This window comes from Amycolatopsis sp. NPDC051372, assembly GCF_040682095.1.
Taxonomy (GTDB): Bacteria; Actinomycetota; Actinomycetes; order Mycobacteriales; family Pseudonocardiaceae; genus Amycolatopsis.
The window spans coordinates 134,724-161,546 of sequence record NZ_JBFBAF010000020.1 but is presented as its reverse complement, the minus strand read 5'-3'; the positions used below and the strand labels follow the sequence as shown (position 1 = coordinate 161,546).

The 26,823-nt window shown below is 70.5% G+C and carries 30 protein-coding genes and 1 pseudogene; 11 read left to right on the top strand and 20 right to left on the bottom strand.

Going from position 1 to position 26,823, the window contains the following annotated elements:
* Positions 1–35: 35 nt before the first annotated feature.
* Positions 36–1,505, bottom strand: a complete 1,470-nt coding sequence (locus AB0M56_RS28790; protein ID WP_364181327.1) for an aldehyde dehydrogenase — start codon at positions 1,503–1,505, stop codon at positions 36–38.
* Positions 1,506–1,861: 356 nt separating this feature from the next.
* On the opposite strand from AB0M56_RS28790, the gene AB0M56_RS28785 reads away from it, so the two are divergent.
* The 3 genes from AB0M56_RS28785 (at position 1,862) to AB0M56_RS28775 (ending at position 4,628) form a co-directional block, all read left to right on the top strand.
* Positions 1,862–3,052: a S1C family serine protease gene (locus AB0M56_RS28785; RefSeq protein ID WP_364181324.1), complete on the top strand. Its 1,191-nt coding sequence runs from the start codon at positions 1,862–1,864 to the stop codon at positions 3,050–3,052.
* Positions 3,053–3,362: 310 nt separating this feature from the next.
* Positions 3,363–3,902: a sigma-70 family RNA polymerase sigma factor gene (locus AB0M56_RS28780; RefSeq protein ID WP_220243543.1), complete on the top strand. Its 540-nt coding sequence runs from the start codon at positions 3,363–3,365 to the stop codon at positions 3,900–3,902.
* Entirely contained in the window at positions 3,903–4,628 is a 726-nt protein-coding gene (locus AB0M56_RS28775) for a zf-HC2 domain-containing protein (protein ID WP_364181322.1), read from the top strand. It abuts the gene before it with no gap.
* Between the two features lie 124 nt (positions 4,629–4,752).
* On the opposite strand, the gene infA is transcribed toward AB0M56_RS28775, so the two are convergent.
* The 5 genes from infA to AB0M56_RS28750 form a co-directional block, all read right to left on the bottom strand.
* Positions 4,753–4,974, bottom strand: coding sequence for a translation initiation factor IF-1 (gene infA, locus AB0M56_RS28770; protein WP_364181320.1), 222 nt, complete (start codon positions 4,972–4,974; stop codon positions 4,753–4,755).
* The gene (locus tag AB0M56_RS28765) at positions 4,964–5,752 is read right to left on the bottom strand and encodes a GNAT family N-acetyltransferase (RefSeq protein ID WP_364181317.1); all 789 of its coding nucleotides are present in this window, start codon (positions 5,750–5,752) and stop codon (positions 4,964–4,966) included. The genes infA and AB0M56_RS28765 overlap by 11 nt, the downstream gene beginning before the upstream one ends.
* Before the next feature lie 188 nt (positions 5,753–5,940).
* On the bottom strand, positions 5,941–6,621 hold the full coding sequence (locus AB0M56_RS28760; protein ID WP_364181314.1) for an alpha/beta hydrolase: 681 nt from the start codon (positions 6,619–6,621) through the stop codon (positions 5,941–5,943).
* Positions 6,618–6,743 (bottom strand): hypothetical protein, encoded by a 126-nt coding sequence (locus tag AB0M56_RS28755; protein WP_364181311.1) that lies wholly within the window; start codon positions 6,741–6,743, stop codon positions 6,618–6,620. Before AB0M56_RS28755 ends, AB0M56_RS28760 begins: the two co-directional genes overlap by 4 nt.
* Entirely contained in the window at positions 6,740–8,167 is a 1,428-nt protein-coding gene (locus AB0M56_RS28750; RefSeq protein WP_364181308.1) for an FGGY-family carbohydrate kinase, read from the bottom strand. Before AB0M56_RS28750 ends, AB0M56_RS28755 begins: the two co-directional genes overlap by 4 nt.
* A gap of 164 nt (positions 8,168–8,331) precedes the next feature.
* On the opposite strand from AB0M56_RS28750, the gene AB0M56_RS28745 reads away from it, so the two are divergent.
* The 3 genes from AB0M56_RS28745 to AB0M56_RS28735 are packed head-to-tail and all read left to right on the top strand — an operon-like array spanning position 8,332 to position 10,868.
* On the top strand, positions 8,332–9,201 hold the full coding sequence (locus tag AB0M56_RS28745) for a class I SAM-dependent methyltransferase (protein WP_364181305.1): 870 nt from the start codon (positions 8,332–8,334) through the stop codon (positions 9,199–9,201).
* 10 nt (positions 9,202–9,211) lie between these two features.
* The gene (locus AB0M56_RS28740) at positions 9,212–10,033 is read left to right on the top strand and encodes a class I SAM-dependent methyltransferase (protein ID WP_364181302.1); all 822 of its coding nucleotides are present in this window, start codon (positions 9,212–9,214) and stop codon (positions 10,031–10,033) included.
* Positions 10,034–10,055: 22 nt separating this feature from the next.
* Positions 10,056–10,868, top strand: a complete 813-nt coding sequence (locus AB0M56_RS28735) for a class I SAM-dependent methyltransferase (protein WP_364181299.1) — start codon at positions 10,056–10,058, stop codon at positions 10,866–10,868.
* Here AB0M56_RS28735 and AB0M56_RS28730 read toward each other — a convergent pair.
* The 5 genes and pseudogenes from AB0M56_RS28730 to AB0M56_RS28710 form a co-directional block, all read right to left on the bottom strand.
* Positions 10,852–11,304: a hypothetical protein gene (locus tag AB0M56_RS28730; RefSeq protein WP_364181431.1), complete on the bottom strand. Its 453-nt coding sequence runs from the start codon at positions 11,302–11,304 to the stop codon at positions 10,852–10,854. The two genes, AB0M56_RS28735 and AB0M56_RS28730, sit on opposite strands and share 17 nt — an antisense overlap.
* A gap of 54 nt (positions 11,305–11,358) precedes the next feature.
* Positions 11,359–12,323: pseudogene (locus AB0M56_RS28725) on the bottom strand (FAD-dependent monooxygenase); the annotation flags it as partial.
* An 83-nt stretch (positions 12,324–12,406) separates the two neighbouring features.
* Positions 12,407–13,018: a TetR family transcriptional regulator gene (locus AB0M56_RS28720; RefSeq protein ID WP_364181296.1), complete on the bottom strand. Its 612-nt coding sequence runs from the start codon at positions 13,016–13,018 to the stop codon at positions 12,407–12,409.
* 106 nt (positions 13,019–13,124) lie between these two features.
* Complete coding sequence (locus AB0M56_RS28715; RefSeq protein WP_364181293.1) at positions 13,125–13,301, bottom strand: CsbD family protein; 177 nt, start codon at positions 13,299–13,301, stop codon at positions 13,125–13,127.
* A 63-nt stretch (positions 13,302–13,364) separates the two neighbouring features.
* Positions 13,365–13,925: an NAD(P)H-dependent oxidoreductase gene (locus tag AB0M56_RS28710; RefSeq protein ID WP_364181290.1), complete on the bottom strand. Its 561-nt coding sequence runs from the start codon at positions 13,923–13,925 to the stop codon at positions 13,365–13,367.
* Positions 13,926–14,093: 168 nt separating this feature from the next.
* On the opposite strand from AB0M56_RS28710, the gene AB0M56_RS28705 reads away from it, so the two are divergent.
* Positions 14,094–15,596, top strand: coding sequence for an amidohydrolase family protein (locus AB0M56_RS28705; RefSeq protein WP_364181287.1), 1,503 nt, complete (start codon positions 14,094–14,096; stop codon positions 15,594–15,596).
* 249 nt (positions 15,597–15,845) lie between these two features.
* Here the strand turns inward: AB0M56_RS28705 and AB0M56_RS28700 are convergent, their stop codons facing one another.
* Complete coding sequence (locus tag AB0M56_RS28700; protein WP_364181284.1) at positions 15,846–17,051, bottom strand: crosslink repair DNA glycosylase YcaQ family protein; 1,206 nt, start codon at positions 17,049–17,051, stop codon at positions 15,846–15,848.
* Between the two features lie 215 nt (positions 17,052–17,266).
* Here AB0M56_RS28700 and AB0M56_RS28695 point away from each other — a divergent pair, with 215 nt between their 5' ends.
* Positions 17,267–17,476: a TOBE domain-containing protein gene (locus AB0M56_RS28695; RefSeq protein ID WP_364181281.1), complete on the top strand. Its 210-nt coding sequence runs from the start codon at positions 17,267–17,269 to the stop codon at positions 17,474–17,476.
* Between the two features lie 58 nt (positions 17,477–17,534).
* Here the strand turns inward: AB0M56_RS28695 and AB0M56_RS28690 are convergent, their stop codons facing one another.
* The gene (locus tag AB0M56_RS28690) at positions 17,535–17,822 is read right to left on the bottom strand and encodes a MarR family transcriptional regulator (protein ID WP_364181428.1); all 288 of its coding nucleotides are present in this window, start codon (positions 17,820–17,822) and stop codon (positions 17,535–17,537) included.
* A 255-nt stretch (positions 17,823–18,077) separates the two neighbouring features.
* On the opposite strand from AB0M56_RS28690, the gene AB0M56_RS28685 reads away from it, so the two are divergent.
* A complete protein-coding gene (locus AB0M56_RS28685; protein WP_364181278.1) occupies positions 18,078–18,257 on the top strand; it encodes a hypothetical protein in 180 nt (59 codons plus the stop codon).
* Between the two features lie 7 nt (positions 18,258–18,264).
* On the opposite strand, the gene AB0M56_RS28680 is transcribed toward AB0M56_RS28685, so the two are convergent.
* The 3 genes from AB0M56_RS28680 to pdhA are packed head-to-tail and all read right to left on the bottom strand — an operon-like array spanning position 18,265 to position 21,667.
* Positions 18,265–19,521: a dihydrolipoamide acetyltransferase family protein gene (locus AB0M56_RS28680; protein ID WP_364181276.1), complete on the bottom strand. Its 1,257-nt coding sequence runs from the start codon at positions 19,519–19,521 to the stop codon at positions 18,265–18,267.
* Complete coding sequence (locus AB0M56_RS28675; protein ID WP_364181273.1) at positions 19,521–20,567, bottom strand: alpha-ketoacid dehydrogenase subunit beta; 1,047 nt, start codon at positions 20,565–20,567, stop codon at positions 19,521–19,523. The genes AB0M56_RS28680 and AB0M56_RS28675 overlap by 1 nt, the downstream gene beginning before the upstream one ends.
* Positions 20,564–21,667, bottom strand: coding sequence for a pyruvate dehydrogenase (acetyl-transferring) E1 component subunit alpha (gene pdhA, locus AB0M56_RS28670; protein ID WP_364181271.1), 1,104 nt, complete (start codon positions 21,665–21,667; stop codon positions 20,564–20,566). Before pdhA ends, AB0M56_RS28675 begins: the two co-directional genes overlap by 4 nt.
* Before the next feature lie 150 nt (positions 21,668–21,817).
* Here pdhA and AB0M56_RS28665 point away from each other — a divergent pair, with 150 nt between their 5' ends.
* The gene (locus tag AB0M56_RS28665) at positions 21,818–22,270 is read left to right on the top strand and encodes an Lrp/AsnC family transcriptional regulator (RefSeq protein ID WP_255638377.1); all 453 of its coding nucleotides are present in this window, start codon (positions 21,818–21,820) and stop codon (positions 22,268–22,270) included.
* Here the strand turns inward: AB0M56_RS28665 and AB0M56_RS28660 are convergent.
* Positions 22,267–23,094, bottom strand: a complete 828-nt coding sequence (locus tag AB0M56_RS28660) for a helix-turn-helix transcriptional regulator (RefSeq protein WP_364181267.1) — start codon at positions 23,092–23,094, stop codon at positions 22,267–22,269. The genes AB0M56_RS28665 and AB0M56_RS28660 overlap by 4 nt on opposite strands.
* A gap of 101 nt (positions 23,095–23,195) precedes the next feature.
* Between AB0M56_RS28660 and AB0M56_RS28655 the strand changes: the two genes are divergently transcribed.
* On the top strand, positions 23,196–24,236 hold the full coding sequence (locus AB0M56_RS28655) for an Atu2307/SP_0267 family LLM class monooxygenase (RefSeq protein WP_364181264.1): 1,041 nt from the start codon (positions 23,196–23,198) through the stop codon (positions 24,234–24,236).
* 76 nt (positions 24,237–24,312) lie between these two features.
* On the opposite strand, the gene AB0M56_RS28650 is transcribed toward AB0M56_RS28655, so the two are convergent.
* The 3 genes from AB0M56_RS28650 to AB0M56_RS28640 are packed head-to-tail and all read right to left on the bottom strand — an operon-like array spanning position 24,313 to position 26,819.
* The gene (locus AB0M56_RS28650; protein WP_364181262.1) at positions 24,313–25,278 is read right to left on the bottom strand and encodes a PHB depolymerase family esterase; all 966 of its coding nucleotides are present in this window, start codon (positions 25,276–25,278) and stop codon (positions 24,313–24,315) included.
* Positions 25,279–26,067 (bottom strand): amino acid ABC transporter ATP-binding protein, encoded by a 789-nt coding sequence (locus tag AB0M56_RS28645; protein ID WP_364181259.1) that lies wholly within the window; start codon positions 26,065–26,067, stop codon positions 25,279–25,281.
* Positions 26,064–26,819 (bottom strand): amino acid ABC transporter permease, encoded by a 756-nt coding sequence (locus tag AB0M56_RS28640; protein WP_285973109.1) that lies wholly within the window; start codon positions 26,817–26,819, stop codon positions 26,064–26,066. The genes AB0M56_RS28645 and AB0M56_RS28640 overlap by 4 nt, the downstream gene beginning before the upstream one ends.
* Positions 26,820–26,823: the final 4 nt, after the last annotated feature.

The following is a 26,823-nucleotide window of genomic DNA, read 5'->3' as shown; positions in this document are numbered from 1 at the left end:
CCGGCGCACCGGGTTTTCGGGGCTCTACAATGGACTCAGCCGAGCGTGAACGGGTCTCGCGTCCCTCCGGTCAGCTCCACCCAGACCGCCTTCTCCTCCAGGTACTCGTCCACCGCGTGAACCCCGTTCTCCCGCCCCAGCCCGGAGTTCTTGAAGCCCCCGAACGGAACCGACGGAGCCACCACCCGGTAGGCGTTGACCCACACCGTCCCGGCCCGGATCCGCCCCGCGACCCGATGCGCCCGGTGCACGTCCTTGGTCCACACCGCCCCCGCCAACCCGTACGGCGTGTCGTTGGCCAGCTTCACCGCCTCGTCCTCATCGGTGAACGTCAATGCCGCCAAAACGGGCCCGAACACCTCTTCCCGGTAAACCGTCGACTCGGGTGTGACCCCGATCAGCACCGTCGGCTGCACGAACAACCCGCCCAAGCCGGGATCCGCGACACCCCCGTACGCGACCGTCGCCCCCTCGGCTCGCGCGGTTTCCAAGTACGACAAAACCTTCTCGTACTGCGGCTCATTGGCCACCGGCCCCATCTCGGTCTCCGCCGCCGTCGGATCGCCCAGCCGAATCGCGGCGGCGCGCCGGGCCACCAACCGCACCAGCTCGTCGTGGACATCCGCGTGCACGATCAACCGCGAGCCTGCCATGCACGTCTGCCCGGTGGCCGCGAAAACGCCCGCCACGATCCCGTTCGCAGCCGCCTCCAGGTCCGCGTCGGCGAACACGACCTGAGGCGATTTCCCGCCCAGCTCCAAGGTCACCTTCACCAGGTTCTCGGCCGCCGCCCGGGCAACCGCCCGGCCCGTCGCCGTCGATCCCGTGAACGCGACCTTGTCCACGCCGGGGTGGCCGGCCAGGGAGGCACCCGTCTCGCGCGAAAGACCCGTGACGACATTCACCACCCCGGGTGGAAAACCGGCCTCCGTGACCAAGGCAGCGAACCCCAGTGTCGACACCGGCGCGTGCTCCGAAGGCTTCACCACGACGGTGCAGCCAGCGGCCAGTGCCGGCGCCAGCTTCCACGTCAGCAACAACAACGGCGAGTTCCACGGAGTGATCGCCGCGACCACCCCCACCGGCTCACGCTTCGTGTACACGAGGTAGTTCGGGTTGGGCGACGGGATCTGCCGCCCCTCGATCTTGTCCGCCAGGCCCGCGAAGTAGTGGTACCAGCCGCCCAGGGCGGTGAGCTGGCCGAGCATCTCGCGCAGGAGCTTGCCGGAGTCGTTGACCTCGAGGCGGGCCAGCCGTTCGGCGTTCTCGCCGATCAGGTCACCCAGCCGGCGCAGCAGCGCGGCCCGGGTGAAGCCCGTCGCGGAGCCCCACTCGCCGTCGAGGGCGGCGCGGGCCGCGCGCACGGCGGCGTCGACGTCCTCGGGTCCGCCGTCGGGGAGCACGGCCCAGGGTTCGCCGGTGTAGGGGTTGCGGGATTCGAACGTCTTGCCGCTGATCGCGTCGGCGGCGTGACCGCCGATGAGCATCTTGAAGTGTTCGGGCATGACCCACCTCTCCTCGGTCTCGCTTCGGACGTTACGTCCGCACCCGAGGAGGCACCAGACCCGCGGATTCAGCGGATCGGCGAAAGTGTCCACAAAGGACGCAATGGGCGCTGCGGACCAGGGCCGTCGGGAGAGCGGTGAACACACCGCACTCCCGACGGCCGGGCGGTCGGGCGCCGGAGGCGGTGATCCCAGTGCACAGCCGCCGGCGTGTGCCGACCTGGTGAGAGGAGCAGGCTGGGAAGATCACTTCGAACGTAACCCACACCCCGGCGGGCCTGCCAGTACTGTTCCCCGATCGAGGCGGTGTGAACAATGCACGTGTGCTGTCCGATGCGAGCGGCAGGGAACCGAAGATGAGCCAGAACACCGACGCCCCCCTCGATGCGCCGTGGGCGCACCAGCAGCAAGAGGCACTCCCGCAGGTCCCGGCGCCGCCGCAGAACCCCCAGGAGCCGCCGAAGCGCAAGCGGCCCCTGCGTGCCGTGCTGATCTCACTCGGACTGGTGGTGCTGCTGGCGCTCGTCGGCGTCGCCGTCGGGCACTACGCGTGGGGGCCGAAGACGCCGCCTGCGCCGCCGGTGGCGCAGGTGCGGGCGCAGCCGGCGTTCGACGTCGCGTCGGTGGTCGCGAAGGTCAGCCCCGCCGTGGTGGACATCGATGTGGAGCTGGGGCTCGAGGGCGGCGGCGCGGCGGGCACGGGCATCGTGCTGAGCGACGACGGCCTGGTGCTCACCAATAACCACGTGGTCGAGGGCGCCACCTCGATGCACGTGACCGACGTCGGCAACGGCCGCGGCTACGACGCCACCGTGCTGGGTTACGACCGCAGCCACGACATCGCCCTGCTCAAGCTGAAAGACGCGTCCGGCCTGGTCACGGCGTCGCTGGGCGAGTCCGGCGCGGTGAAGATCGGCGACGGGGTGGTGGCGATCGGCAACGCGGGCGGCCTGGGTGGGCCGCCGAGTGCGTCGCCGGGGAAGGTCACGGCGCTCGGGCGGCAGGTCACGGCGGCGGACGAGATCACCGGCGCCACTGAGACGCTCACCGGCCTGCTGCAGGTCGACGCCGACATCCAGTCGGGCGACTCCGGCGGGCCGTTGGCCGATGAGCAGGGCCGCGTGATCGGCGTCGACACGGCCGCGAACGCCGGCTACGTGTTCGACGAGGGCCTGCGTCCGCACGAGGGCTTCGCGATCCCCATCGCCACGGCCACCGACATCGCGCACCACATCCTGGCGGGTCAGTCGTCGGAGACCATCCACATCGGACCCAGCGCGTTCGTCGGCCTCACCGTGGTCGACGGCGGCAACGGCACCGGCGCGCTCATCAAGTCCGTGGTCGCGGGCGGGCCGGCGGCCAAGCTGGGCCTGAAGGCGAACCTGCTCGTGGTGGGCATCGACGACAAACCGGTCACCTCGGCGACGGCGCTGATCGCGCTCATGGACACCCACCATCCGGGCGACAAACTGCGCGTCACGGTCGCCGGTCAAGGCGGCAAAACGGCCACGGTGACACTCGTCCCGGTGAGTGGTCCGATCGGCTGAGTGCGGCGGCCGGGCCCGGCCGGACGTGCGGGACGTCTTCGTCACCGAGCGTGGTGGTGAGGTCGGCGAGAGCGCTCAAACCGGGTCCGAGGGGGACGAACGGGCACCGTCCGTGGCCGAAGGTGTCGGTTGCCCCCGGTGATGGCAATCGTCCGTTCAGGGGAAGGGTTGACTGTCGCGGGGTGCGAAGCGGCCACTGTGGGTGGTGGTCGCCGATCGCGCACCTCGTGCGGACGGCCTCGGGTGCTGTCCTACAGTTCTGCGCAGCAGGGCAAGGGTGATCTTGCCGGTTCGGGGAGGGTGGTCCGGAATGGCCGGGTTGAGGACTCGTCACCGCCAGCAGGTGGCCGACGAGGCGCTCGTCCGCTCGTTGTTCGAGGAACACGGAAAGGCGATGCTCGCCTACGCCACGAGACTCCTCAACGACCGCGCGGCCGCCGAGGACGTGGTGCAGGAGGCCCTGGTGCGCGCCTGGCGCAACCCGGACAGCCTCGTCAACGGCAAGGGTTCCGTGCGCGGCTGGCTGCTGACCGTCGTCCGCAACCTGGTGATCGACAAGGTCCGCGCGCGTGACGCGCGCCCGGCGGAGGTCGCGGAGTCGCCCACGACCGTGCCGGTGGAGCACGACCACGCCGACCACGTCGTGGACTCGATGGTGGTCCTGTCGGCGCTCGAGGGCCTCTCGCCCGAGCACCGCGAAGTCCTGGAACAGATGTACCTGCACGGTCGTACGGTGACCGAGGCCGCCGAGCAGCTGGGAATCCCGGCGGGCACGGTGAAATCCCGCTCGTACTACGGTTTACGGGCATTGCGGGAGAAGTTCGCGGATCAGCGGGTGGGGGCGGCGTAGATGAGTGGGTTCAGCGACTTCCCCGATCACGCGGACCTCGCCGGCTACGTCGCCGGTGACGTCTCCTCGCAGGAGAAGCAGACGATCGAGACGCACCTCGCCGGCTGCGCGGACTGCCGCGCGGAGGTCGAGTCGCTGCGCGAGATGCAGGAGTTCCTGGGCGAAGTGCCGCCCGAAGCGCTGCTCGACGGCCCGCCCGAGGGCGGCGACCTGCTGCTGCAGCGCACGCTGCGCCAGGTGCGTTCGGAAGCGCGCAGCTCGGCCGGGCGTGGCCGGTTCCTGGCCGCAACGGCCGCCGTCGTGGTCGCCGCCGCCGCGATGGGCGTCGGTGTCGTGGTGGGGAAGGCGGGTTCGCCCGCGGGCCCGGCCGTCGCCGTTCCACCGCCACCCGCGCCGGTGCCGTCGACCGCGTCGAGCACCGTGCCCGGCACCAAGTTCCTCAGCGGCACCTCGGGCGAAACGCGGCTCACCGCGAGCATCGTCCCGGCCGCCGGCTGGGTTCGCGTCGAGGCGGCCGTGACGGGCATTCCGGCGGGCGAGAAGTGCCGCCTGATCGTGGTCAGCAAGAACGGCGACCGCGAAATCGCCGGTGGCTGGCTCGTGTCCCAGAAGGCTGTCCACGACGGTGCGGACCTCAACGGTTCCGCCCTCGTCGACCCCTCTCAGGTCGCTTCGATCGTGGTCGAGAATACCGAGGGCCACCAGTTCGTGGAAGCGAACGTCTGACCTTCGGGCGCTTCCTGCCCCGGCAGGTGGTGTGTTCGGGCAAACCGGGAGTGGGGGTCCACTTCGGACGGTCCCGTGGCGGGCGGCGCAGGCAGGTGCGCCCGCCCGCCGACGGGAACCGGCGCTAGTTCCGGTACCTGAACAGGATCCGGCCCCGGCTCAGGTCGTACGGGCTCAGCTCCACCAGGACCCGATCGTAGGGCACGATCTTGATGAAATTCTTCCTGATCTTGCCGCTGATGTGGGCGAGTACGTGGTGCCCGTTCGACAGCTCGACCTTGAACCGGGCGTCGCGCAGGCACTCCACCACGGTTCCCTCGACTTCGATCCCGTCCTTACCGGCCATGGCGCACCAGCTCCAGGGTGCTGTTGGCCCGCCGGGCGCCGAGGCCCTCGAACAACGCCGTCGCCGCTTCGTTGGCCTCGTTCACCTCGGCCGACGCCCTTTCGATCCCCGCCTCGTGCAGGACGCCGAGCGAGTGGACCAGCAGCGCGCGGGCGATGCCGCGACGCTGTCGAGAGGCGCGGACGGCGACCAACCCGATGCGGGGCAGCCGCGTCACCTGGACCACGCGGACCAGCCCCACGTACTCGCCTTCTTCGGCCGCAGCGGCGTACTTCGCCGGGTCGATGATGGTGTCGCCGGGCCGGACCAGCACCTCGGCCGGCATTTCCTGCCAGCCGACGCGCGCTTCGACCTCGGCTCGGACGGCGCGGTCCACCTCGTGTAGCAGGCCGTCTTCGGCGGTCCCGGCGGGCACGAGGGTGACGCCCGGTGGGGGCAGCGCCGGCCCGGTGACGCGCGGATCGGTGGGCACGACGTACTCCCACTCGCGCCGCCGGATCGTCAGGCCGGCCTGGCGCCAGGCGGCCAGCAGTTCGTGGTCGGTTTCGTCGACCACCGTGTGGAGCGGTTCCGGCAGGGTCTCGAGCATCGTGCGGACGAGCTGGTCGAAAACCGAGCGGTGCCAGGCGTCGACGCTGAGGAAGACCCGCCCGTCGGGGCGCGTGGTGGCCTCGGCGCGGCCGGTCACCCGGTCGTCGTCCAGCGCGTGCCACAGCCTCGGCGCGACGTGGGTGATCTCCACCGCGGGTTCGCCCGCGGTGAAGCGCAGAGTGTTCATGGTGGTCACCTTTCGGGAGTGCCTGATCAAGGCGCTCCCGGCAACCCCTACGTCAGTCGCCCGACCGTGACGACGAGGGGAGCACCCACATCGAAACAGCGTTCATGGGTCTCACCTCCCGGTGTCGAGTCACGGTCCCCGGAACGATAGCGGTGGGGCGTCGCCGTGCCCACCGATTTTTCCGCCGCTCAGTCGAAGCGGGTGGTGAGCCAGGTGCGGGCGTGCTGCAAGGGGTCGTCGGCGGGATCGATCACGCGGAAGTGGTCCACGCCGGGGAGTTCGGTGAAGGTGACGTCGTCGCCCGCGGCACGGGCGGCTTCGGCGTAGACGCGGCTGTGGTCGATGGGGACGCGGACGTCGGCGTCGCCGTGGAGGATCAGCTGGGGCACCCCGATCGGCAGGCACGTGAGGGGCGAGGCGGCCGGGTCGGGGGACGGCAGGAACAGGCTGGCGGCGCCCTCGCCGAGGCCTTCGGCGGCGCTGCGCGGGACGTCGGTGACGGGGGCGAGGCCGATGACGGCGGACGGTTTCACGGACGCAGCGGCGAGGAGGGCGAGGTGGCCGCCGGCGGAGTGGCCGACCGCGATCGTCGGCAGGTCTTCGGCGACGGGCACCGCGGCCATGGCGGCGAGGACGTCGTCGAGGGTCTGGGGCCAGCCGCCGGTGTCGCCGTCGATGCGGCGGTACTCGAGGTTCGCGACGAGCCAGCCGGCGGCGACGAGGTCGGCGGCGAGCGCGTCCATCAGGTGCAGGTCGCGCTGGGCGCGCCACCAGCCGCCGTGAAGCAGGAAAGCCGTGCCGCGCACGGGGTGGTCGCCGTGCAGCTCGACGAACTGGCTGGGTTCGCCGCCGTAGCGGATCGTCCTCATTCCTCCATTACATCAGGGTCGCGGGGCGGGAAGCCGATGATCGCGGCGAGCACGTCGTAGTCCGGGGCCGGCTGTTCTTCGTCCATGCCGGAGGACACGGACGCGGTGTGGTGCTGGTTCACCGCAGCAGTTCGTGCACCTTCGCGAGCCCCTCGTACGAAGCGCGGTACGCCTCGTACAGCCGCGTCACGTCCGTCTGCGGCTCGAACACGCGCTCCACGGCGACGGTCGCGGCGGCCGCCGTCTCGACGTCCGGCTGCAGTCCCACGCCGACGGCCCCCAGCAGCGCGGCCCCGAGCGCGGCGCTGTCGTGCACACGGAGGCGTTCGATGGGGCGGCCGAGCACGTCGGCGTGCAGCTGCGTCCACAGGTCGCTGCGCGCGCCGCCGCCGGAGAACGTGAGGGTCGGCAGCCGGAAGCCGCACGCCTGCTCCACCTGCTCCAGCACGTGCCGCGCAGAGAACGCGACGCCCGTCAGCACTGCGCGCGAGAGGTCCGCCCGGGTCGCCGACGAACTCAGCCCGAGGAAGCTGCCGCGCACGTCGGCGTCCCACAGCGGTGCGCGTTCGCCCTGAAGGTACGGCGTGAACACGATCCCGGCCGCACCGTCGGCCGCTGTGGTGAACACCTCGGGCACGGTCTGCCCCGACGCCTGGGCCCACCACCTGACGGCCTCGCCCGCGGCCTGCGTCGGACCGGCGTGGACGTAGAGGTCGCCGCGCGGCGGGAACGTCACGATGCCCTGCTGGGTGGCGCGGTGACGCGACGCACCCGCGACGACCAGCGACGTGCCGCACGAGATCATGCCGCGGCCCGGCTCGGTCGTGCGCGTTCCGAAAACCGCGCCGAACGCGTCCATCGTCCCCACGACGACGGGCGCGCCTTCGAGTTGTTTTGCCGGCCCCAGCGGCGTTTCGGGCTCCAGCAGCTCCGGCAGCCGCTCACCCAGCCCGTCGACGAGGGCGACAGCCTCGGGCAGATAGCCGCGCGCGCCCGCGATCCGGACGCCCGACAGCTTGTCCGTCGCCACGCGGCCGGTGAGGCGCGCGCCGATGAAGTCCTTGGGGCTCAGGATCCACCGCGCCCGGGCCCACTTGTCCGGTTCGTGCTCGGCGAACCACGCCGCCCGCGCCCCGACGAACGACGCGTCCAGCGCCACCGGCCCGCCCCAGATCCGCACCTTGTCCTCGGGGGTGAACCGCGTGTCCAGCTCCCGCGCGATGTCGGCGCACCGCTGGTCCTGCCAGATCACGGCGGGCGTCAGCGGGGTCAGGTCTTGCTTCACGAGCAGATGAGTGTTGACCTGGCTCACGATCCCCGCCGCGCGTATGACGATTTCGGGCAGTTCGGCGAGCACGGTGTTGATCGCGGTGACGGTGGCTCGCCACCAGTCCTCGGGGTCCTGCTCCGCCCAGCCGGGCCGCGGCCGGGTGATCGGGTAAGCGACGCTGTGCACCGCGCGCGCCCGGCCGTCTGTGCCGAACGCGGCCACTTTCACGGCGGTTGTGCCGATGTCGATGCCCAGGACCACCTGGTTGTCGTTCATGGGAGAGATGTATCAAATCCTGCTGTGGTCGTCTGGTGGGGACACTCGTTGGAGGATTCGGGGTTGGTCGTTGACAGCTGCGAGGTAAGCGCAGCGTTGGCGGAATAGTCCGCCCCGGCCACTCCGAACGGGGCTGCCTTCATCGCGGTCGCAGCACCACCTGGTTGTCGTTCACGCGAAGAGATGGATTAAATCCCGCTACGGTCGCGGGGGTGACGACACCCGCCGAAGCCTTCATGGCCGCGTACCACGACCGGAAACCCCATGTGATGTCCGATCTGATCGATTCGTGCCGGGTCGTCGATGACGGGCGGACGAGTTACGAGGTCCTCGCCGCGCGGTTGTCCGGTGCACGGCGCGTGCTCGACCTCGGCTGTGGCGACGGTTCGCTGCTGGCCGCGATCAACGGCGCGGAGGTCTTGGCGGGCGTTGATCTGTCCGCGGCGCATCTCGACGTGGCGCGCGCCCGGCCGGAGCTTGGGAAAGCCGACCTGCGGCTGGCTCGGGTGCAGGAGTTGCCGTTCGGGGACGGGGAGTTCGACGCCGTCGTGTCGCACATGGTGCTGATGCTTTTCCCCGACGTCGAAGCGGTCATCGCCGAAGCGGCTCGCGTGCTGGCACCGGGTGGGGTGTTCGGCGCGGCCATCGCCGGTGCGGTCACGGGAGCGCTGAAGGTGTTCATCGAGCTGGCGATCCCCCTGTTCGACGAGGTTCCCGAAGAGCGCCGAGTCCGCATCGCTGGCAATCCGCGCGTGCGGCGCCGCGAAGGCCTCGACGAGCTGCTCGGCGCGGCCGGCTTCGAGCCCGTCTCGTGGGACCTGATCGACCTCGACTTCGGCGGGCCCGAAGCGGACGTCTGGACGCGCTGCTGCGAGATGTTCTACCCGGTCGACACCCTCGACGCCACGCAGCTGAAGCGGCTCGAAACCGCGTTCCTGAAAGAAACCCGCCAACTCGCGGAGAACGGCCGATTGCGCGCAGGGCTGAACATGCGGATCGTCGAAACGAGGCTGCACCGAGATCTTCCGCGCTAACGTCGGGGGCATGACGACACCGGGGGAGCTGTGGCTGCGGGAGTACCACGACCGCAAGCCGGATTCGCAGTCGGTGCTGATCGAGGCCGGGCGGGTGGTCGGGGATGGGCGCACGAGTTACGACGTGTTCGCCGAGCGGGTGGGGAAAGCGCGCAGGGTGGTGGATCTCGGGTGTGGTGACGGGGCGCTGCTGGCGACGTTCGCGAGGCAGGGAACCGAAAGCCTGGCCGGGATCGATCTGTCCGCGGGGGAGCTGGAGCTGGCCGCGCAAAGGCCGGAGCTCAGAGCAGCCCAGCTGAAGCAAGGGCGAGCACAGGAACTCCCCTTCGCGGACAAAACGTTCGACGCCGTCGTGTCGCACATGACGTTGATGCTCATGGCCGACCTCGAGCAGGTCGTGGCGGAGGCGGCGCGGGTGCTGGCGCCGCGTGGGGTGTTCGCGGCGGTGGTGGGCGGGGGTGGCGCCGTCGGGGCCACGGGGGTGTTCTTCGAGCTCGCCAAGCCGAGGTTCGATGCGGTGCCCGAAGAACGCAAACCGCCGATCGACGGGGACCGGCGGACGCGCAGCGCCGAGGGGTTCGACGAGTTCCTCGCGCCGGTGGGGTTCGAACCCGTTGCGTGGGAACAGATCGTGGTCGATTTCGCCGCACCGCCGGAACAAGTGTGGGTCACGTGCTGTGAGACGCTCTACCCCGCCTCGACGCTGGACGACGTGCAGCTCGCCGAACTGCGCGCCGAGTTCAGCGAGGCGACGCGCGGGCTGCTGACCGCCGACGGGATCCTGCCCGCGGCCGTGCGGCTCAACATCGCCCGAACGCGCCTGGCGGAGTGACGATCCGCGCTAACGTCTCGCCATGACGTCCGCCGAGGAGTTCCTGCGCAGCTACCACGACGCCCGCCCGGACGCCGCGTCCGAGCTGGCCGGGCGCGGTCGTGTGACGGGCGACGGGCGGACCGTGTACGAGGTGTTCGCCGACCGCGTCACCACAGCCAAGGCCGTGCTCGACCTCGGCTGCGGTGACGGCGCGCTGCTCGCCGAACTCGGCAGCCGCGGGGTGCCGAAGCTGGCGGGCGTGGACCTTTCGCCCGGGCAGCTGGCGTCGGCCGGGCGCCGGCCCGAGCTGGCCGAAGCCGATCTGCGCCAAGGGCGGGCGCAGGAGCTGCCGTTCGAGGACGGCGAGTTCGATACGGTCGTGTCGTTGATGGCGTTGATTCTCATGGCCGACGTCGAGCAGGTCGTCGCCGAGGTCGCGCGCGTGCTGGCCCCGGGCGGCACGCTGGCGATCGGCGTCGGTGGTGGCGGGCGGGAGGCGATGGAGATCTTCCTCAAGGTCGCGCGACCGCTGTTCGCCGTGGTGCCGGAGGAACGCCGGGTGCCGGCGGCCGGCGACCCCCGGACCCGCACGCGCGAAGGTCTGGACGAGCTGCTCGGCCCTGCCGGCTTCGAACCCGTCGCGTGGGACCGGATGGTCGTCGACTTCGGCGGCACGCCCGACGAGGTCTGGCAGACCTGTCACGACAGCTACTACCAGATGGTCACCCTCGACGACACGCACCGGAAGGGCCTGCGCACCGCGTTCACCGTGGCCACGCGCAGCCTGGTGACGCCCGAGGGCCGGCTGGCCGCGTCGGCGTGTGTCGACGTGGCCGTCACGCGGTTGCGGTGACGGCGCCGAACCAGCGGACCAACGCTTTCCGCAGTCCGGCCACGTCCGGTTCGGGATCGGACGAGGCCCAAGCGACGTAGCCGTCCGGGCGAATCAGCAACGCGGTCGCTTCGATCGACCTGACGGGCAGGGACACCGTGTCGACGCGGTCCTGAAAATCGGTCACGGCGGGGGCGAGCGAGGCGTCCGCGGTGAGGTCGGCCAGGACCGGCCGCGCCGCGAGGTACGCCTTGGCGAGGGCGTCGGAAGGCAGGTCCGGTGCCCAGCGGCCGACGAGCGGGTGCGGGTCGTCTCCGTAGCGGATGTCCGCGCCGGACAACAAATCCGCGAGGTGCTGGGTCACGTCCTGGTGGCCGAGGAGTTCCCCGAACAGCTCGCGCAGCGCCGTGACTTCCGGGCCCGGCGCGGTCAGCGCGCCTTGTGCCTGCGTGTGCATCACGACGCGGCGGCTGACCGGCCGGCGCTCGGCGTCGTAGGTGTCGAGCAGGCCGGCCGGTGCCCAGCCGCGGACCTCGGCGGCGAGTTTCCACGCCAGGTTCACCGCGTCCTGCAGCCCCAGGTTCAGGCCCGGCCCGCCGATCGCGGAGTGCACGTGGGCGGAGTCGCCGACCAGGAGCACGCGGCCGGCGCGGAACGTCGACGCCAGCCGCGTGTTGCCGCTGGACACCCGGCGCAGCTGGTGCGGCCCGGGGCCGGTCGGCGTGTCGAGCGGCAGATCGACGCCGAGGACTCGGCGGACGCTGGCGCGAAGCTCGTCGAGCGTCGGCGGTACTTCGTCGGGTGTTTTGGGACGGTCGCGTTCGGACGAAGCGATCAGCGGCGCCGCGTTCGGAAACGGGGCGAACACGAACAGGCCCGTCTCCGTGCGGAAGTGCCGGAAGGGCTGGACAACGCCGACGCCGTCGAGGCGCAGTCCGCCTGTCGCGGGGTCGCGCAGGGAGTCCGGCACGCTCGCGTGCCCGGTGTACGAAACGACGTTGTCTCTTGTGACACCGGGGAAATCGATGCCGGCGAGCTTGCGGACGGTGCTGCGTCCGCCGTCGGCGCCGACCAGAAATCTGGTGTCCATAGTGTACTCGCCGGCGGGGCCGGCGACGGTGACGCGCACCGAGCCGTCCTGCTCGAAGCCGGTCACCGAGTGTCCGCGACGGATCCCACGCCCAGCTCGATCGCCCGTTCCTCGAGTGCGCGTTCCAGCTCCCGCTGGGGTATCGGCAGGATGTAAACGGGATTGACCGGCAACCGGGCAAGGTCGAGGGGGAACGCGCCGAACATGTACTGCGGCGCGGGTGCCGGCTCGGCCTGGCCGGTGAGCCGATCGTAGAGGCCACGGCGGTGCAGCAGCCGCACGACCTGGCCGACGAGCCCATTGGCCCGCTGCTCCTCACCGCGTTCCGTGAGCCGTTCCAGGACGATCGGCCGGACGCCGGCCAGACTGAGTTCGCACGCCAGCATGAGCCCATTGGGCCCACCGCCGGCGATCACCACGTCGATCGCGGGCATGGTTTTCTCCTTGGCGGATCGGAACAGCTGGGAGATCAGGGAAGTGAGACGGTTACCGCGCCCAAAGCGGCGCGCAGCACCGAGCCGAAGGAAACGGGTGGTTCGGCTTGCAGCCAGTGGACCGTCGCCGCGCGGATCGCGCCGCCGGCGGCGGTGGCGACGAGCACGGGGTAGAGGTCGTGGTCGACGTCGGTGCCGGTTCGGTCGGCGATCGCCTGCGCGAGTGCGATCTCGGCCGCCACATTGGCCTTCTGGAACTCGCCCTGCAACGCGGGTTCGGCCACCATCAGCTGCACACCCTGCGTCCACAGTGGATCCGGGGTGCGCTCGGCGCGGTCGGCGCCGTCGGCCTCGAACCGGGCGAGCGCGGCTTCGGTGATGGCGGTCCACAGCGGTTCGTCGGCCGGCCGCGTGCGCAGCAGGTCGGCGATGCCCTGGGCGCGGTCGTGGTGCCGGGCCGCGATGGCCTCGGCCTTGCTGGAGAAGTAGTTGTTCACGGTGCGCGGCGAAACGCCGGCCTCGGTGGCGATGTCCTCGATGGTCACGTGCGCCAGACCGCGTTCGACGGCGAGCCGGATCGCGGCCCAGGAGATCGCGGAGCGCGTCTCCTGGCGGCGCCGTTCGCGCAGGCTCGGTCGTTCGGTCATGCTCCCAAGCTATCGTAAGTTTGCGCATCACGCAAAGTCTGCGTGATGCGCAAGTACGGTGGGCACGAGAAAACCCAGGGTCACGTGACCCTGGGTTTTCCCGAACTCAGTCCTTGACGCCCTTCACGGCGTCCTTGACCTTGTCGGCGGCCTGCTTCAAGTTGCTCTTACCCTGCTCCGACTTGCCTTCGGCTTGCCACTGCTCGTTACCGGTGGCGTCGCCGACGGCCTCCTTGGCTCGGCCCTTGAGCTCTTCCGCCTTGTTCTCGGCCTTGTCGTTCATCGTGTCGCCTCCCTTGTCGGCTGCTCACCGGCTACCCGGCTGCGGGGAGGTCAAACACGGGACTCAGGCGTTGCGAAGGGTGGCGAGCGCCTTGCTCCACGCCTCGACCTGGTCGAGCGTGGTGTTGAGGTAGCCGGTGTGCATCTCGGCCGGCTTGAACGTCGACATGTTCTCGAAGTCGGTGAACAGCGACAGCGCGACCTGGCTCGTCACGTGGGCGACCTGCAGGTTGCTCAGGACGAGGCGCAGCTGCTCCACCGCGCGGACGGCGCCGACGGAACCGTAACCGACGAAGCCGGCAGCCTTGTTGTTCCACTCGGCGGCCAGGAAGTCGATGGCGTTCTTCAGCGGGCCCGGGATGGCGTGGTTGTACTCCGCGGTCACGAAAACGTAGCCGTCGAACTCGGCGATCTTCTCGGCCCAGCGCTTGGTGTGTGCCTGCGCGTACTGGCCCATGGCCGGCGGCAGCGGCTCGTCGAGGTGCGGGAGCTCGTAGTCGAGGAGGTCGAGGAGCTCGTACTCGGCGGTGCCGCGCTGCTTCGCGATGTCGAGGGCCCACTTCGCCACGGCTTCGCCGTTGCGGCCCGGACGGGTGCTGCCGAGGATGATCGCAATCTTGGTCATGTCCGACTTTCCTGGTTCGAGGGGGCGGTCATCGGGTCAGTCGCACTGGTCAGGGCTTGATCCAGAGGTGTTTGATGACGCGTCCGCAATTTAGTCTCAGCTCTGCGGACGTGTCAACAAACCGGGGGTGAGGGTCATTCCCACGGCCGGGTGAATCAGCAGTACCTTGTGCGTGCTGTCGCCCACTCCCAGGAGCGAATCGTGACCACTTCACAGGACAGCTTTCCGCTCGTGATCAGCGGTGGACGCGTGCTCGACCCGGAGAGCGGCTTCGACGCGGTGGCTGACGTCGGGATCACCGGTGGCACCGTAAGTGTGGTGTCCGCAACACCGCTTCGCGGCGAGCAGACGATCGACGCGACCGGCCTCGTCGTCGCGCCGGGGTTCGTCGATCTGCACAGCCACGGCCAGGCGATTCCCGAGCAGCGGCTGCAGGCGCTCGACGGCGTCACCACGGCGCTGGAGCTGGAGGCCGGCATCACACCGGTCGGCGCGGCGTACGCGCGGGCCGCGGCCGAGGGCCGGCCGATCAACTACGGCTACTCGACGTCGTGGGCGCTGGCGCGCATGGCTGTGCTCGCGGGCGCGCCGCTCGACGGCCCGCCCGACACGGTGCTCACGCACCTGGGCGTGCCCGCGTGGCGCGCCGAGGCGTCGACGGCCGAGCACGCGCGGATCTTCGAGCACCTGTCCCGGGACCTGGCCGACGGCGCGCTGGGCATCGGCGTGCTCGCCGGTTACGCGCCGCACCTCGACCCGGCCGAGTTCGTCGCCGTGGCGGAGCTGGCCGCCGAGGCCGGGCGGCCCGCGTTCACGCACGCGCGCCCGCTCGTGGAAGCCGACCCGGACGTGCCCGTCGACGGCGCCGAGGAGATCGCGCGCGTCGCGGGGCAGACCGGCGTGCACCTGCACTACTGCCACGTGAACAGCACGTCGGGGCGCCAGGTCGACCGCGTGCTCGGGCTCGTGGAGCGCTGCCGGATGGAAGGCGCCGAGGTGACGACCGAAGCCTATCCCTACGGCGCCGGCTCGACGGCCATCGGCGCGGCCTTCCTGGCCCCGGAAGTCCTGGCGCGCCAAGGCATCCGGCCCGACTGGCTCGTGCTCGTCGGCACGGGGGAGCGCATCGCGGACGCCGCGCGCCTCGCCGAGGTCCGTGCGAGCACGCCGGGCGCGCTCGCGCTGCTGCACTTCCTCGACGAGGATGACCCGGCGCTGGAACGCGCCCTGCTCTTCGAAGGCACCGCCATCGCGAGCGACGCCATGCCGCTGACCTGGACAGGTGGGCGGCCGGACCCCCTGACGTGGCCGCTGCCGCCGGGCGCACTCGGCCATCCGCGTGGCGCGGGCACGTTCTCGCGCGCCATCCGCCGGCTCTACCGCGAAAGCGGAAAGCTGACGTTGTCCGAGGCGGTCGCGCGCTGCTCGCTGCTGCCGGCGCAGGTCCTGGACGAAGCCGTGCCCGCCCTGCGGCGCAAGGGCCGCCTGCGCGCCGGCAGCGACGCCGACGTGGTGGTCTTCGACCCCGCGAGGATCGCCGACCAGGCGTCCTATGTGGACGGAACGCGGCCCTCGGTGGGGATCGAGCACGTGTTCGTGAACGGCACCCCGGTGGTCCGCGCCGGCTCCATCGTGCCCGACGCGTTGCCGGGCAAGCCCGTGCGCGCCTGACTCAGGCGGCTTTGTTCCTGCGCAGCACCACCGTGGTGGCGATCGTGGCCGCCGCGAGCACGAGGAACACGATCGCGGCCCCCGTCCGGTCCAGCGTCAGGTTCGGCGAAGAAGCCGATCAGCAGCGCAACGGTGAGGGGTTGCCCACATGGCGGGTGGTCCTTTCTCTCGGTAATGCTTGTCAAAGCTAAGCTTTACCGTACGACGGACCGCGTGTTGTGCGCATGATCAAGTCGCGCAAGGAAAACGTCAATTCCTGATCAGCGCCGCCCGCCACGGTTCGGGTACGGCACCGGAATACTCGACGCGTTCGGTGCCGGTGAACGCCGCGAGTTCCGCGATCGCGCGCCGGACGGCGGTACCCGCGCGGGCCGGGGCGCCGGGTTCGGCGTAGACGCCTTCGAGTTCGATCACCCCGCGGCGGCGATCCGCTCGCGGGGCGACGCGGCCGATCAGACGGTCGCCGTGGAGGATGGGCAGCACGTAGTAGCCGTAGCGGCGCTTGGCCTTCGGCACATACATCTCCGTGCGGAACTCGAAGTCCCACAACCGTTGCGCGCGGGCGCGGTCGCAGATGAGGTTGTCGAACGGCGAGAGCAACGTCGTGCGCGGCGTCCAGTCGCCGGCGGTGATGGCTGTCAGCAGCGGCAGCCGGTCAGCGTGGACGTACCACGGCGTGGGGTCCTTCTCCAGAGTCACGGGCACCACGCGGCCGGCCTCGACGAGTGTCGCCAGCACCTCCGTCAGCCCGGGGTAGCGGTTGCGGACGAAGTGCTGCTCGATGTCGGCTCGCCGCGCGACGCCGAGGGCGCGCAACGCGTGTTCCGCGGAGCGCGTGACGATCTCGGTCTCGGTCAGGGGTGCGCGATCGAGGCCGGCGGGCAGACAGCGGGAAGTCAAGTCCCACAGGCGTTTCCCGCCGGTTCGCGACGCGACCATGATCTCGCCGCGGAACCACAGGACGTCGAGCATGCGCTCGACGTTGCGCCCAGTCGTCCAGCCGCCCGAGACCCATCCGACGGCCGAGCGGTCCTCGAACGCGCCGGCCGGCAGGGGGCCGGAGTCGCGGAGCCGGTCGAGGACGTGCTCGCGCAAGGCGCCGTTGCCGTGGAGGAACTCCGCGACCCGGCGCCCGTACGCCGACTTCCCGGCCGGGTAGCCGCGCATCAGCGCCTGGTGCAGCGGGTAGTCCTCGGTGAGCACGATCGACGCGGCGTGTGCCCAGTACTCGAACAGCCGGCGCTCGTCCCAGAGCAGGGTGTCGAGTTCCGCGGGGTCGTAGGTGCGCAACCGGCTGCGCAGCACCAGGTGGTGGCTGTGCGCGACCACGGTGATCGGGTCGAGTTGCAGGCACCGCAGCGTGTTCAGGACCTCGCCGACGCCGCGTGCTCCCGGTCCGTCGAGGTGCTGGCTACTGATGGCCAGGCGGCGGGCGTCCCGGGTGCGCAGTTCCACGCCGGTAAACCTAGCGCGACACGCGAGCGGTGAAAATCACCGGGGAGCGCGGGTGCTGCTCGGCAGAGGCGGTGGGCGTGCAAGTGCGGGGTCAAGGGGATGAGTGGTGCCGCAGGCCGGTTCGACGGGTGATCCGAGCGGCGGCGGAACCGGAGGAAAAGGGTTACCGTGGCGGCGTTGTCGCACTTCCACACACCGCACAAAGGACTGTCCACATGCGCCTGTCAACCCGCAACCAGCTCGTCGGCACCGTGTCGGCCGTGAAGTCCGGCGCGGTCATGACCGTGGTCACGGTCCAGCTCGACGGCGGCCAGTCCGTCACCGCCTCGATCACCAAGGACGCCACCGAGGAGCTGGAACTCGAGGTTGGCAAGCCGGTGACCGCGCTGGTGAAGCCGACCGAGGTCATGCTCGGCGTCGAGTGACCCTTCGGTAGCTGCCGGCCCGGGCCCGCTGACCAGCGGGTCGTTCGGCGGGCCCGGGCTACGCACGGCGTTCCGCGGTGAGCACGTGGCGATCGAGAACGAGGCCGGCGAGGTCGTGGAGGAGCGCGACAACACCCGCGCGTCCTTCGCCGGCCACACGCTGGAGTCGCAATGGGGCCGGCTTCAGACGGCGTGGGTCCGGCTCCACCGCGATCTGCCCGGCCCGCTCCAGCGCGGCCAGGTGCCGGCTGGTCGCCGACGCCGTCAGCCCCAGCTCGGCGGCGATCGCGTTCGGCCGCACGGGTTGGCGCGCCGCGACGGTGCCCAGCACGCGCACCCGGGTCAGGTCGAGGTGCCGCGAGATCCGGCGGTGGCCGTACTTCGCGGGCTACGCGATGTGGACCTACCTGACCACGCCATTCACGCTCACGCGCCCCGGCTTCCGCGCCGAGGAGCTCGAGCCCGTGGCAGGAGGACGGCGAGACGTGGCGCCGCCTGCGCGTGGAGTTTCCCGACGACCTCACCACGCACGACAAGGTGCAGACGTTCTACTTCGACGCCGACGGACGGCCTCATCCGCCGTCACGACTACGACGCCGAAGTGGTCGCCGGCGGCCTCGCGGCGCACTACTCCTCGGAGTACCGCGAGGTCGACGGCATCGTGGTCCCGACCAAGCGTCGCGTCCACCCGGTCGGCGAGGACGGCAAGCCGGTCCTGGAGCCGTTGCTGGTGTCGATCGACCTCAGTGAGATCGAGTTCGGTGAGATCACGTTCGCCTGAGGAACGGCTACAGGCCGCGCAGGAGCCGCAGCGGTGATTCCACGCAGTCCGCGATGAACCGCAGGAACCCGCCCGCCGTGCCGCCGTCGCAGACGCGGTGGTCGAACGCCAGCGTCAGCTCGGTGATCTTGCGCGGCACGACCTGGCCGTCGACGATCCACGGACGGTCGATGATGCGGCCGATCCCGAGGATCGCGACCTCGGGGTGGTTGATGATGGCGGCGGAACCGTCGACGCCGAACACGCCGTAGTTGTTGATGGTGAACGTGCCGCCCGTGAGCTCGGCGGGGGCGAGCGAGCCGGAGCGGGCGCGCTCGGTGCGTTCGGCGAGAGCGCCGGAGAGCTGTTCCACGGACAGGGCGTGCGCACCGGGCACGACGGGGACCACGAGGCCGCGGTCGGTCTGCGCGGCGAACCCGAGGTGCACGGCCGAGGGGATCACGATCTCGTCGCCGTCGAGGTGCGCGTTGAGCTCGGGGAAACGCCGAAGGCCTTCGACGGTGAACTTGGCCAGCAACGCGAGCAGGCTGATCTTCGGGGCGGTGGCGTCGGCGTTGAGGGCGGCGCGGGTTTCGAGCAGGGCCGTCGCGTCGACGTCGACCCACACCGTGGCCTCGGGGATCTCGCGGCGCGAGCGGGTGAGCTTGTCGGCGACGGTCTTGCGGACGCCGCGCAACGGGATCCGGCGTTCATCAGCGGCGGCAGGAACAACAGGCTCGACGGTCCCCGCGATCGCTCGCTCGACGTCGGCCCGGCTGATGATCCCGTCGGTACCCGAACCGGCGAGCGCGTGAATGTCCACACCGGACTGTTTGGCGAGCTGCCGCACCAGCGGTGATACCACGCGCACGCGCTCGTTCACCGGCCGCGGCGGGGACACCACGGCAGCCTCGGGACGCCGCGTGCCGCGCGCACGACGGGTTCGCCGCGCCTGAGCCGTGCCGGTGCCGTACCCGATCAGGACATTGCCGCTGCCCTCCGTGGAAGTACTTCCCGTAGGCGTCACCACTCCAGGCTCGAGAAACGCCGGCGCCTCCTCCACCGTGATCAGCGGACTGCCGACGGTCAGCACGTCGCCGGCCGCGCCGTGCAGCGTCGCGACGCGCCCCGCGAAGGGCACCGGCACCTCGACACTCGCCTTGGCTGTCTCGACCTCCACCACCGTCTGGTCGACGGTCACGGTGTCGCCCACCATCACGTGCCACGCGACGATCTCGGCCTCCGTCAGGCCCTCGCCCAGGTCGGGCAGCTTGAAGACGGCCATCACGCACCTCCGCCCGCGAGCGGGGCCGCGTCGTCCCACTGCAGCCGCTCGATCGCGTCGAGCACTCGGTCGACGTTCGGCAGGTGGTGCTTCTCCAGGTTCGGGGCGGGATACGGGATGTCGAACCCGCCGACGCGCAGCACGGGCGCCTCAAGGTGGTGGAAGCACGTCTCCGACAGCTGGGCCGCGACCTCGGCGCCATAGCCGCAGAAGCGGCTCGCCTCGTGCACCACGACCGCACGCCCGGTGCGCCGGACCGAAGCGGCAACCGTCTCGAGGTCGAACGGCGCGAGGCTGCGCAGGTCGATCACCTCGGCGCTATAGCCCTCTTCCTCGGCCGCCGCGGCGGCTTCGAGCGTGGTGCCGAGGGCGCCACCGTAGGAGATCAGCGTGACGTCGGTGCCCGGGCGCCGGACGACCGCGCGGTCCAGAGTGGACGATCGGTGGTCCAGCCGCACCGTCTCCTTCTCCCAGTAGCGCCGCTCGGGCTCCAGGAAGATCACCGGGTCCGGGCTGTCGATCGCCTGGCGCAGCAGCGCGTAGGCGTCGGCGGGTGAAGCCGGCGTGACGACGCGCAGGCCGGCCGTGTGCGTGTAGTAGACCTCGGAGGAGTCGCAGTGGTGCTCGACGCCGCCGATGCCACCGCCGTAGGGGATCCGGATCACGATGGGCAGCTCGACGGCGCCGCGTGTGCGGTTGCGCAGCTTGGCGAGGTGGCTGGTGATCTGCTCGAACGCGGGGTAGGCGAACGCGTCGAACTGCATCTCCACCACGGGCCGCAGGCCGTTCATCGCCATGCCGATGGCCGTGCCGACGATGCCCGACTCGGCGAGCGGGGTGTCGAACACGCGCGCCTCGCCGAAGCGGGCGGCGAGCCCGTCGGTGACGCGGAAGACGCCGCCGAGTGTGCCGACGTCCTCCCCGAACACGAGCACGCGCTCGTCCTCGGCCAGCGCGTCGGCGAGAGCGCGGTTGAGTGCGCCCGCCATGGTGACGGTGTCCGGTTCGACGTCAGCGTCCGAAGTGGACTCGCACGTCACGGTCATTCTTCGGCTCCGAAGGAGAGTTCGGCGGTGAGGTCTTCGGCCTGACGGCGCAGCGCGGCCGTGGGCTCGGCGTACACGTGGCGGAACAGGTCCGCCGGGTCGAGCACGGTGTCCACGTTCATGCGCTCGCGCAGCGACGCGGCTTCGGCCTCGGCGCGCGCGGCGATCTCTTCGCGCGCCGAGTCGTCGAGCAGGCCGCGGTCGGTGAGGTAACGCTCGAGCCGGGCGATCGGGTCGCGGGTGAGCCAGGTCTCGACCTCGGCGCGGTCGCGGTAGCGGGAGGCGTCGTCGGCGTTGGTGTGCGATTCGATGCGGTAGGTGAGGGCCTCGATCAACGTCGGCCCGCCACCCGCAGCGGCGCGCGCGACGGCCTGCTCCACCACGGCGTGCACGGCGGCCGCGTCGTTGCCGTCCACCAGCACCGACGGCATGCCGTAGCCCACGCCCTTGTGCGCGAGCGACGGCGCCGCGGTCTGCTTCGAGAGCGGGACGCTGATGGCGTAACCGTTGTTCTGCACCAGGAACACCACCGGCGACTGCCACACGGCCGCGAAGTTCAGCGCCTCGTGGGTGTCGCCTTCGCTGGTGGCGCCGTCGCCGAGCAGCACGAGCGCGACGGTGTCTTCGCCCTTGGTCTTGGCGGCGTGCGCGAACCCGACAGCGTGCAGCGTGTTCGTGGCCAGCGGCGTGCACTGGGGCGCGACGTTGGCGCGGTACGGGTCGTAGCCGCAGTGCCAGTCGCCGCGCAGCAGCGTGAGGACCTCGACCGGGTCGACGCCGCGCGCGACGACCGCCATCGAGTCGCGGTAGGTCGGGAAGAGCCAGTCCTGCGGACGCAGCGCGAGGATCGAGCCGATCTCGCCGGCCTCCTGGCCGCGCGCGGACGGGTACACGGCGAGGCGGCCCTGCTTGGTGAGGGCGGTGGCCTGCGCGTCGAAGCGGCGGCCCGACACCATCGCACGGTGCAGGCGCAGCAGCACGTCGTCGGCAGGCATCTCCAGGGCGGCGTCGGCGACGGGCGCGCCGTCGGCGGTGATGAGGCCCAGGGGCTCGTCGCTCGGGAGGAAGAACGACGCGGCGGTGCGTTCCGTGGTGGTCACCGGCAGCTCCGATCGACGGGGGACAGGGGAAGACGTCTAACGCCGATCTTCGCTCCGTGCCGATCAGGGTTCCAGGTATCGACGGCAAGTGTGGAACAATGGCTCATCCGACCGAGAAGAGCCGGATAATTGGCTTCGGGAGGTGCGGGGATGTCCGAGCCGGGTGGACGAATGGCGGCGGCCCTGGACGAGGTCGACCTGAAACTCATCGCCGAGCTGAAGGCCGACGGGCGCGCGTCGATGCGCGCGCTGGCCGAGCGCGTGCACATTTCGCGAGCGGGCTGTTACACGCGGGTGGAGAGGCTGCACCGCGAAGGGGTGATCACCGGGTACGCCGCCGTGACCGATCCGCGCCGGATGGGGCAGGGGCTCGCGGCGTACGTCTACCTCAAGGTCACGCAGAACTCGTGGCGCACCGTGAGCGCGGCGCTCAAGAGCATCCCCGAGATCGAGCACGGCGGGCTCGTCTCGGGGGACAACGACCTCATCCTGTTCGTGCGCACGAGCGACGCCGACAGCCTGCGCGACCTGGTCTTCGAACGGCTTCAGGCGATGAAGGACGTGCTCTCGACGCACACGGTCCTGGTCTTCGACGAACTCTAGGACACCAGCGAGTCGAGCAGCTTCAGGCGCTCGGCCGACGGCGAACCGGGTTCGGCGCCGGAGAAAATGATGCGCTGACCGGAGTCGTCGGGCATCCGCAGGCTCTCCTCGTTGAGGGTGAGCCGCCCGACGAGCGGGTGGTCGTACTCGCGCACCGAGTGCAGGCACTCCGCCACGGGGTGCGACGGCCAGATCCGCGCGAACTCGGGGCTCTGGATGCTCAGCTCGCCGATCAGCTCGGCCATCTTCGGGTCGTCGGTTTGCTCGCCGGTGGTCATCCGCAGGTAAGAGGCCGCGTTGTGGGCCTGGCGCTCCCAATCGACGACGAGATCGCGCATGGCGGGCTCGAGGAACATGTGCTTGGTCAGGTTGGGCCGCGCGTCGCGGTCGATGCCGAGCAACGCGAAACCGAGCCGGTTGCCGCCCAGCAGGTCGGTCCGCCGGCCGACGATGATCGCCGCCTGGTCGATGTTGCTCTCGACCAGCGCGAGAACCGAGTCACGCACCATTTCCGGACCGGCCTCCCGCCGCATCACCTGGGCGGGCCAGGCCAGGCGCAGCAGGTGCATCCGCTCGCTGTCGTCGAGGCGCAGCGCGTTGGCGATGGCCTCCATCACCGAGTCGGACATCTGGTGGCTCTCACCCTGCTCGATGCGGGTGTAGTAGTTCACGCTCACGCCGGCGAGCTGCGCGACCTCTTCCCGCCGCAGCCCGGGGACGCGGCGCGGGGTGCCGTAGGTCGGAACCCCGGTGTCCGCGGGCGTCAGCGCCGCCCTGCGGGCGCGCAGGAAGTCTCCGAGCTCGGTGTTGCGCTGCTCGCTCATGCCGTTGATTCTCCTCGGGTGGCGCGTCCGCTGCCGTCCCCTCGCGTGGGTACCCAGCGCGTGGCGAGGTGCGGTTGCCGCGGTGGTTACAACATCGGGGAATGACGAAGTATTCGGTCACCCTCGGACTCGACACGTTCGGGGACGTGCTTTCCGACGACGGCGGCACGCCCGTCAGCCACGCCGAGACCATCCGCGGCCTGGTCGAGCACGGCGTGCTCGCCGACCACGTGGGCCTCGACTTCTTCGGCATCGGCGAGCACCACACGGTGGACATGCCGCTTTCGGCGCCCGACGTGGTGCTGGCGGCGGTGGCGGCGCGCACGTCGCGCATCCGGCTGGGCTCTGCCGTCACGGTGCTGAGCTCCGACGACCCGGTGCGCGTCTTCCAGCGCTACTCGACGCTCGACGCGCTCTCGCACGGGCGGGCGGAGGTGATCCTGGGGCGCGGGTCGAGCACCGAGTCGTTCCCGCTGTTCGGCTACGACCTGGGCGACTACGACGAGCTGTTCGACGAGAAGGTGGACCTGTTCTCCCGCCTGCTGGAGGAGAAGCCCGTGACGTGGTCCGGCCGGCTGCGGCCCTCGTTGAGCGGGCAGGAAGTGGTGCCGCACACGGAGACGGGCCCGATCCCGGCGTGGATCGGCGTCGGCGGCAGCCCTGAGTCCGTGCTGCGGACGGCGAAGTACGGGATGTCGCTGATGCTCGCGATCATCGGCGGTCCGGCCGCGCGGTTCAAGCCGTTCGCGGACCTGTTCCGCGACGTGCGCCGCCGCCTGGACAAACCGCAGAAGGCGATCGGGCTGCACATGCCCGGCCACATCGCCGACAGCGACGAGGACGCGCTGGAGGAGCTGTACCCGCACTACGTCGACGTGCTCACCCGCGTCGCGCGCGAGCGGGGGTTCCGGCCGCCGTCGCGGGAGCAGTTCCTGGAGGAGGTCTCCGAACGTGGTGCCTGGCACGTCGGCTCGCCGGAGACGGTAGCGCGCAAGATCGCCGCGTCGCTCAAGACGGTGGGGGCCACGCGGTTCGACCTCAAGTACGGGCTGGCCGGCCTGCCGCGCGGCTCGGTGCTGCGCAACATCGAGCTGTACGGCACGCGCGTGGCGCCGATGGTGCGGGAGCTGATGGAGGAGTAAGCCTTCGCTGGGGTGGCGGCCTGGCCACCACCCCAGCGAGCCGGCGTCGCGCGTCGGCGGAGCCGACGCAGACAACTCAGAACAGACCGGAACCCAGTGTGTGGGCGTTGAAGAAGCTCCAGATCACATCCTGGGCCTTCACCGTCTGCGTCGCCGAGCCCGGGCCGCTGTCCACGAGTTCGCCGGGCCAGGTGTGGCCGGCACCGAGGATGCGGTAGTGGGTGACCGACGCGTTCACTGCGCAGTTCTGCCAGGAGAACTGGATCACGTCGGAGCCGATCGGGGTCTCGACGGGTGTCGCGGCGCAGTGGTTGTGGTTGGCCCAGTTCTGGGCCCAGTCCATGAGGTAGGGGATGGGCTCGCTGTGGCTGGTGCCGCCGTTGTACTCGATCGTCGGGTCGGCCGTGCCGTGGAAGTCGACGATCGGGGCGGGCACGCTCGACGAGCAGCCCACCGTGGTGCCGGGGTAGAACGCACCGGCGATCGTGGCGAAGGCGGCGATGCGCATCGGCAGCCGGCAGGCCAGCAGCGACACGAAACCGGCGCCGTTGGACTTGCCGGTGGCGAAGATGCGCAGCGGGTCCACGCAGAGCGTCGCCTGCAGGTGGTCGAGCAGGTCGCCGACGAAGCGGACGTCGTCGACGCCTTCCGCGGCGTACGGGGCGCTCTGCCAGGCGCGCTGGTCGTCGAGACCCTTGGCGCCCACCGGGTAGACGGCGATGGTGTCGAGGCCGTCGATGCCGGAGAACTCTTCGATGTCGCTGCCGTCGCCCTTGCGGCCGTGGAACGCCATGACCACGGGCTTCGGGTGGCCGGGCTGGTAATTCGCGGGCAGGTGGATCAGGTAGTCGCGGGAAAGCCCGCCGGAGGTGATGGTCTGCGTGACCGTCTGCCCGAGCGGCAGGGAGGTCGAGTGCGCGGTGCAGCCCGTCGAAACCCTGGGGTAGTTGCGCACGGACGGGGTCGCGGACGCGGTCTGCGGCACGACCGCCGTGGCGGTCAGCGCAAGCGCGGCGACGGCGGCGAGCTTGGCGAATCTCATTCAGAGCACCTCGTCGAGGAAGGACCGGAGCCGGTCACTGCGGGGGGACTCGAAGAACTCGGTGGGGTGGGCGGCTTCCACGAGCCGTCCTTGGTCGAGGAACACGACCTGCTCGGCGACCTCACGGGCGAAGCGCATTTCGTGCGTCACCACGATCATCGTCATGCCGCGGGAAGCCAGGTCGCGCATCACGGCGAGCACGCCTTTCACGAGCTCGGGGTCGAGTGCGGACGTCGCTTCGTCGAACAACATCACCTCGGGGTTCATCGCCAGCGACCGCGCGATGGCCACGCGCTGCTGCTGGCCGCCCGAAAGCTGGGAGGGCCGGCGGTTCTCGTACGCCGCGAGCCCGACCGCCGCGAGGTTCGCCCGCGCGGTCTCCACAGCTTCGTCGCGAGACACGCCGAGCACCTGCTGCTGGGCGAGCGTCACGTTGTCGAGCACCGTGTGGTGCGGGAACAGGTGGAAGTTCTGGAACACCATGCCGACGCGGGTGCGGATGCGGTCGACGTCCGCGCCCTTGTCGGTGATGGCCTCCTCCCCGATGAAGATGCGCCCGGCCGTCGGGATCTCCAGCAGGTTGGTGCAGCGCAGCAGCGTCGACTTGCCGGAGCCCGACGGGCCGATGATGCACGTGGTGGTGCCGCCCGGGGCTTCGAGCACGATGTCGTGCAGCACCGGGGTGTTGCCGAACGTCTTGTCGATGTGCTCGTAGCGCACGGTGGTACCCGGGTTTTCACGGGATCCGGTGATCACGGCGTCGGCCGCCGCGGTGCTCGCGTGTGTCATACCAGTGCCTCCTCGGTACGCACGGCCGCCGGCGCGGTCGCCGCGGCGGGCCGGCCTTCGCGCATCCGCTTGTCCCACTTGTTCACCACGTAGGTGAGCGGCACGGTGATCGCGAGGTAGAACAGGCCCGCGGCGACCAGCGGCGAAAGCGAAGCGTTGTTGGTGGACGTGTCCTGGGCGATCGCGAACATCTCCCGCTGCCCGGCGGCGAGGCCGAGCAGGTAGACCAGCGCCGTGCTCTTGATGACCAGGATGAACTGGCCGGTGAGCGCCGGCAGCACGCGGCGGAAACCGATCGGGATCACGATGAGCCGCATGGTTTTCGTGTGCGACATCCCGAGGCTGCGCGACGCTTCGACGATGCCCTTGTCGACGCTCTGGAAGCCCGAGCGGAAGATCTCCGCCATGTAAGCGCCTTCCATGAGCCCGATCGCGAGCGCCGCGTAGCCGTAGGTCCAGTTGCCGAACATCGTGAGCCCGGCCAGCGGCAGGCCCTGGCCGATGAGGTAGATGCTCAGGATGTGGGGCAGGCCGCGCAGGATGTCGACGTACCAGCGACACGGCAGGCGCAGCACCCGGAAGCGCGACATCAGGCCGCTGGCGAGGAAGATGCCGACCACGAGGCCGATCGCGCTCGCGAGCACGGTGAGGAACAGCGTGTTCAGCAGCCCCTCCTTCAGCAGCGTGGGGAGCGTGCTGCCGATGAGGTCGAGGTCGAAGAACGTGTCCCAGATTTGTTTCAGACCGTCCATGGCG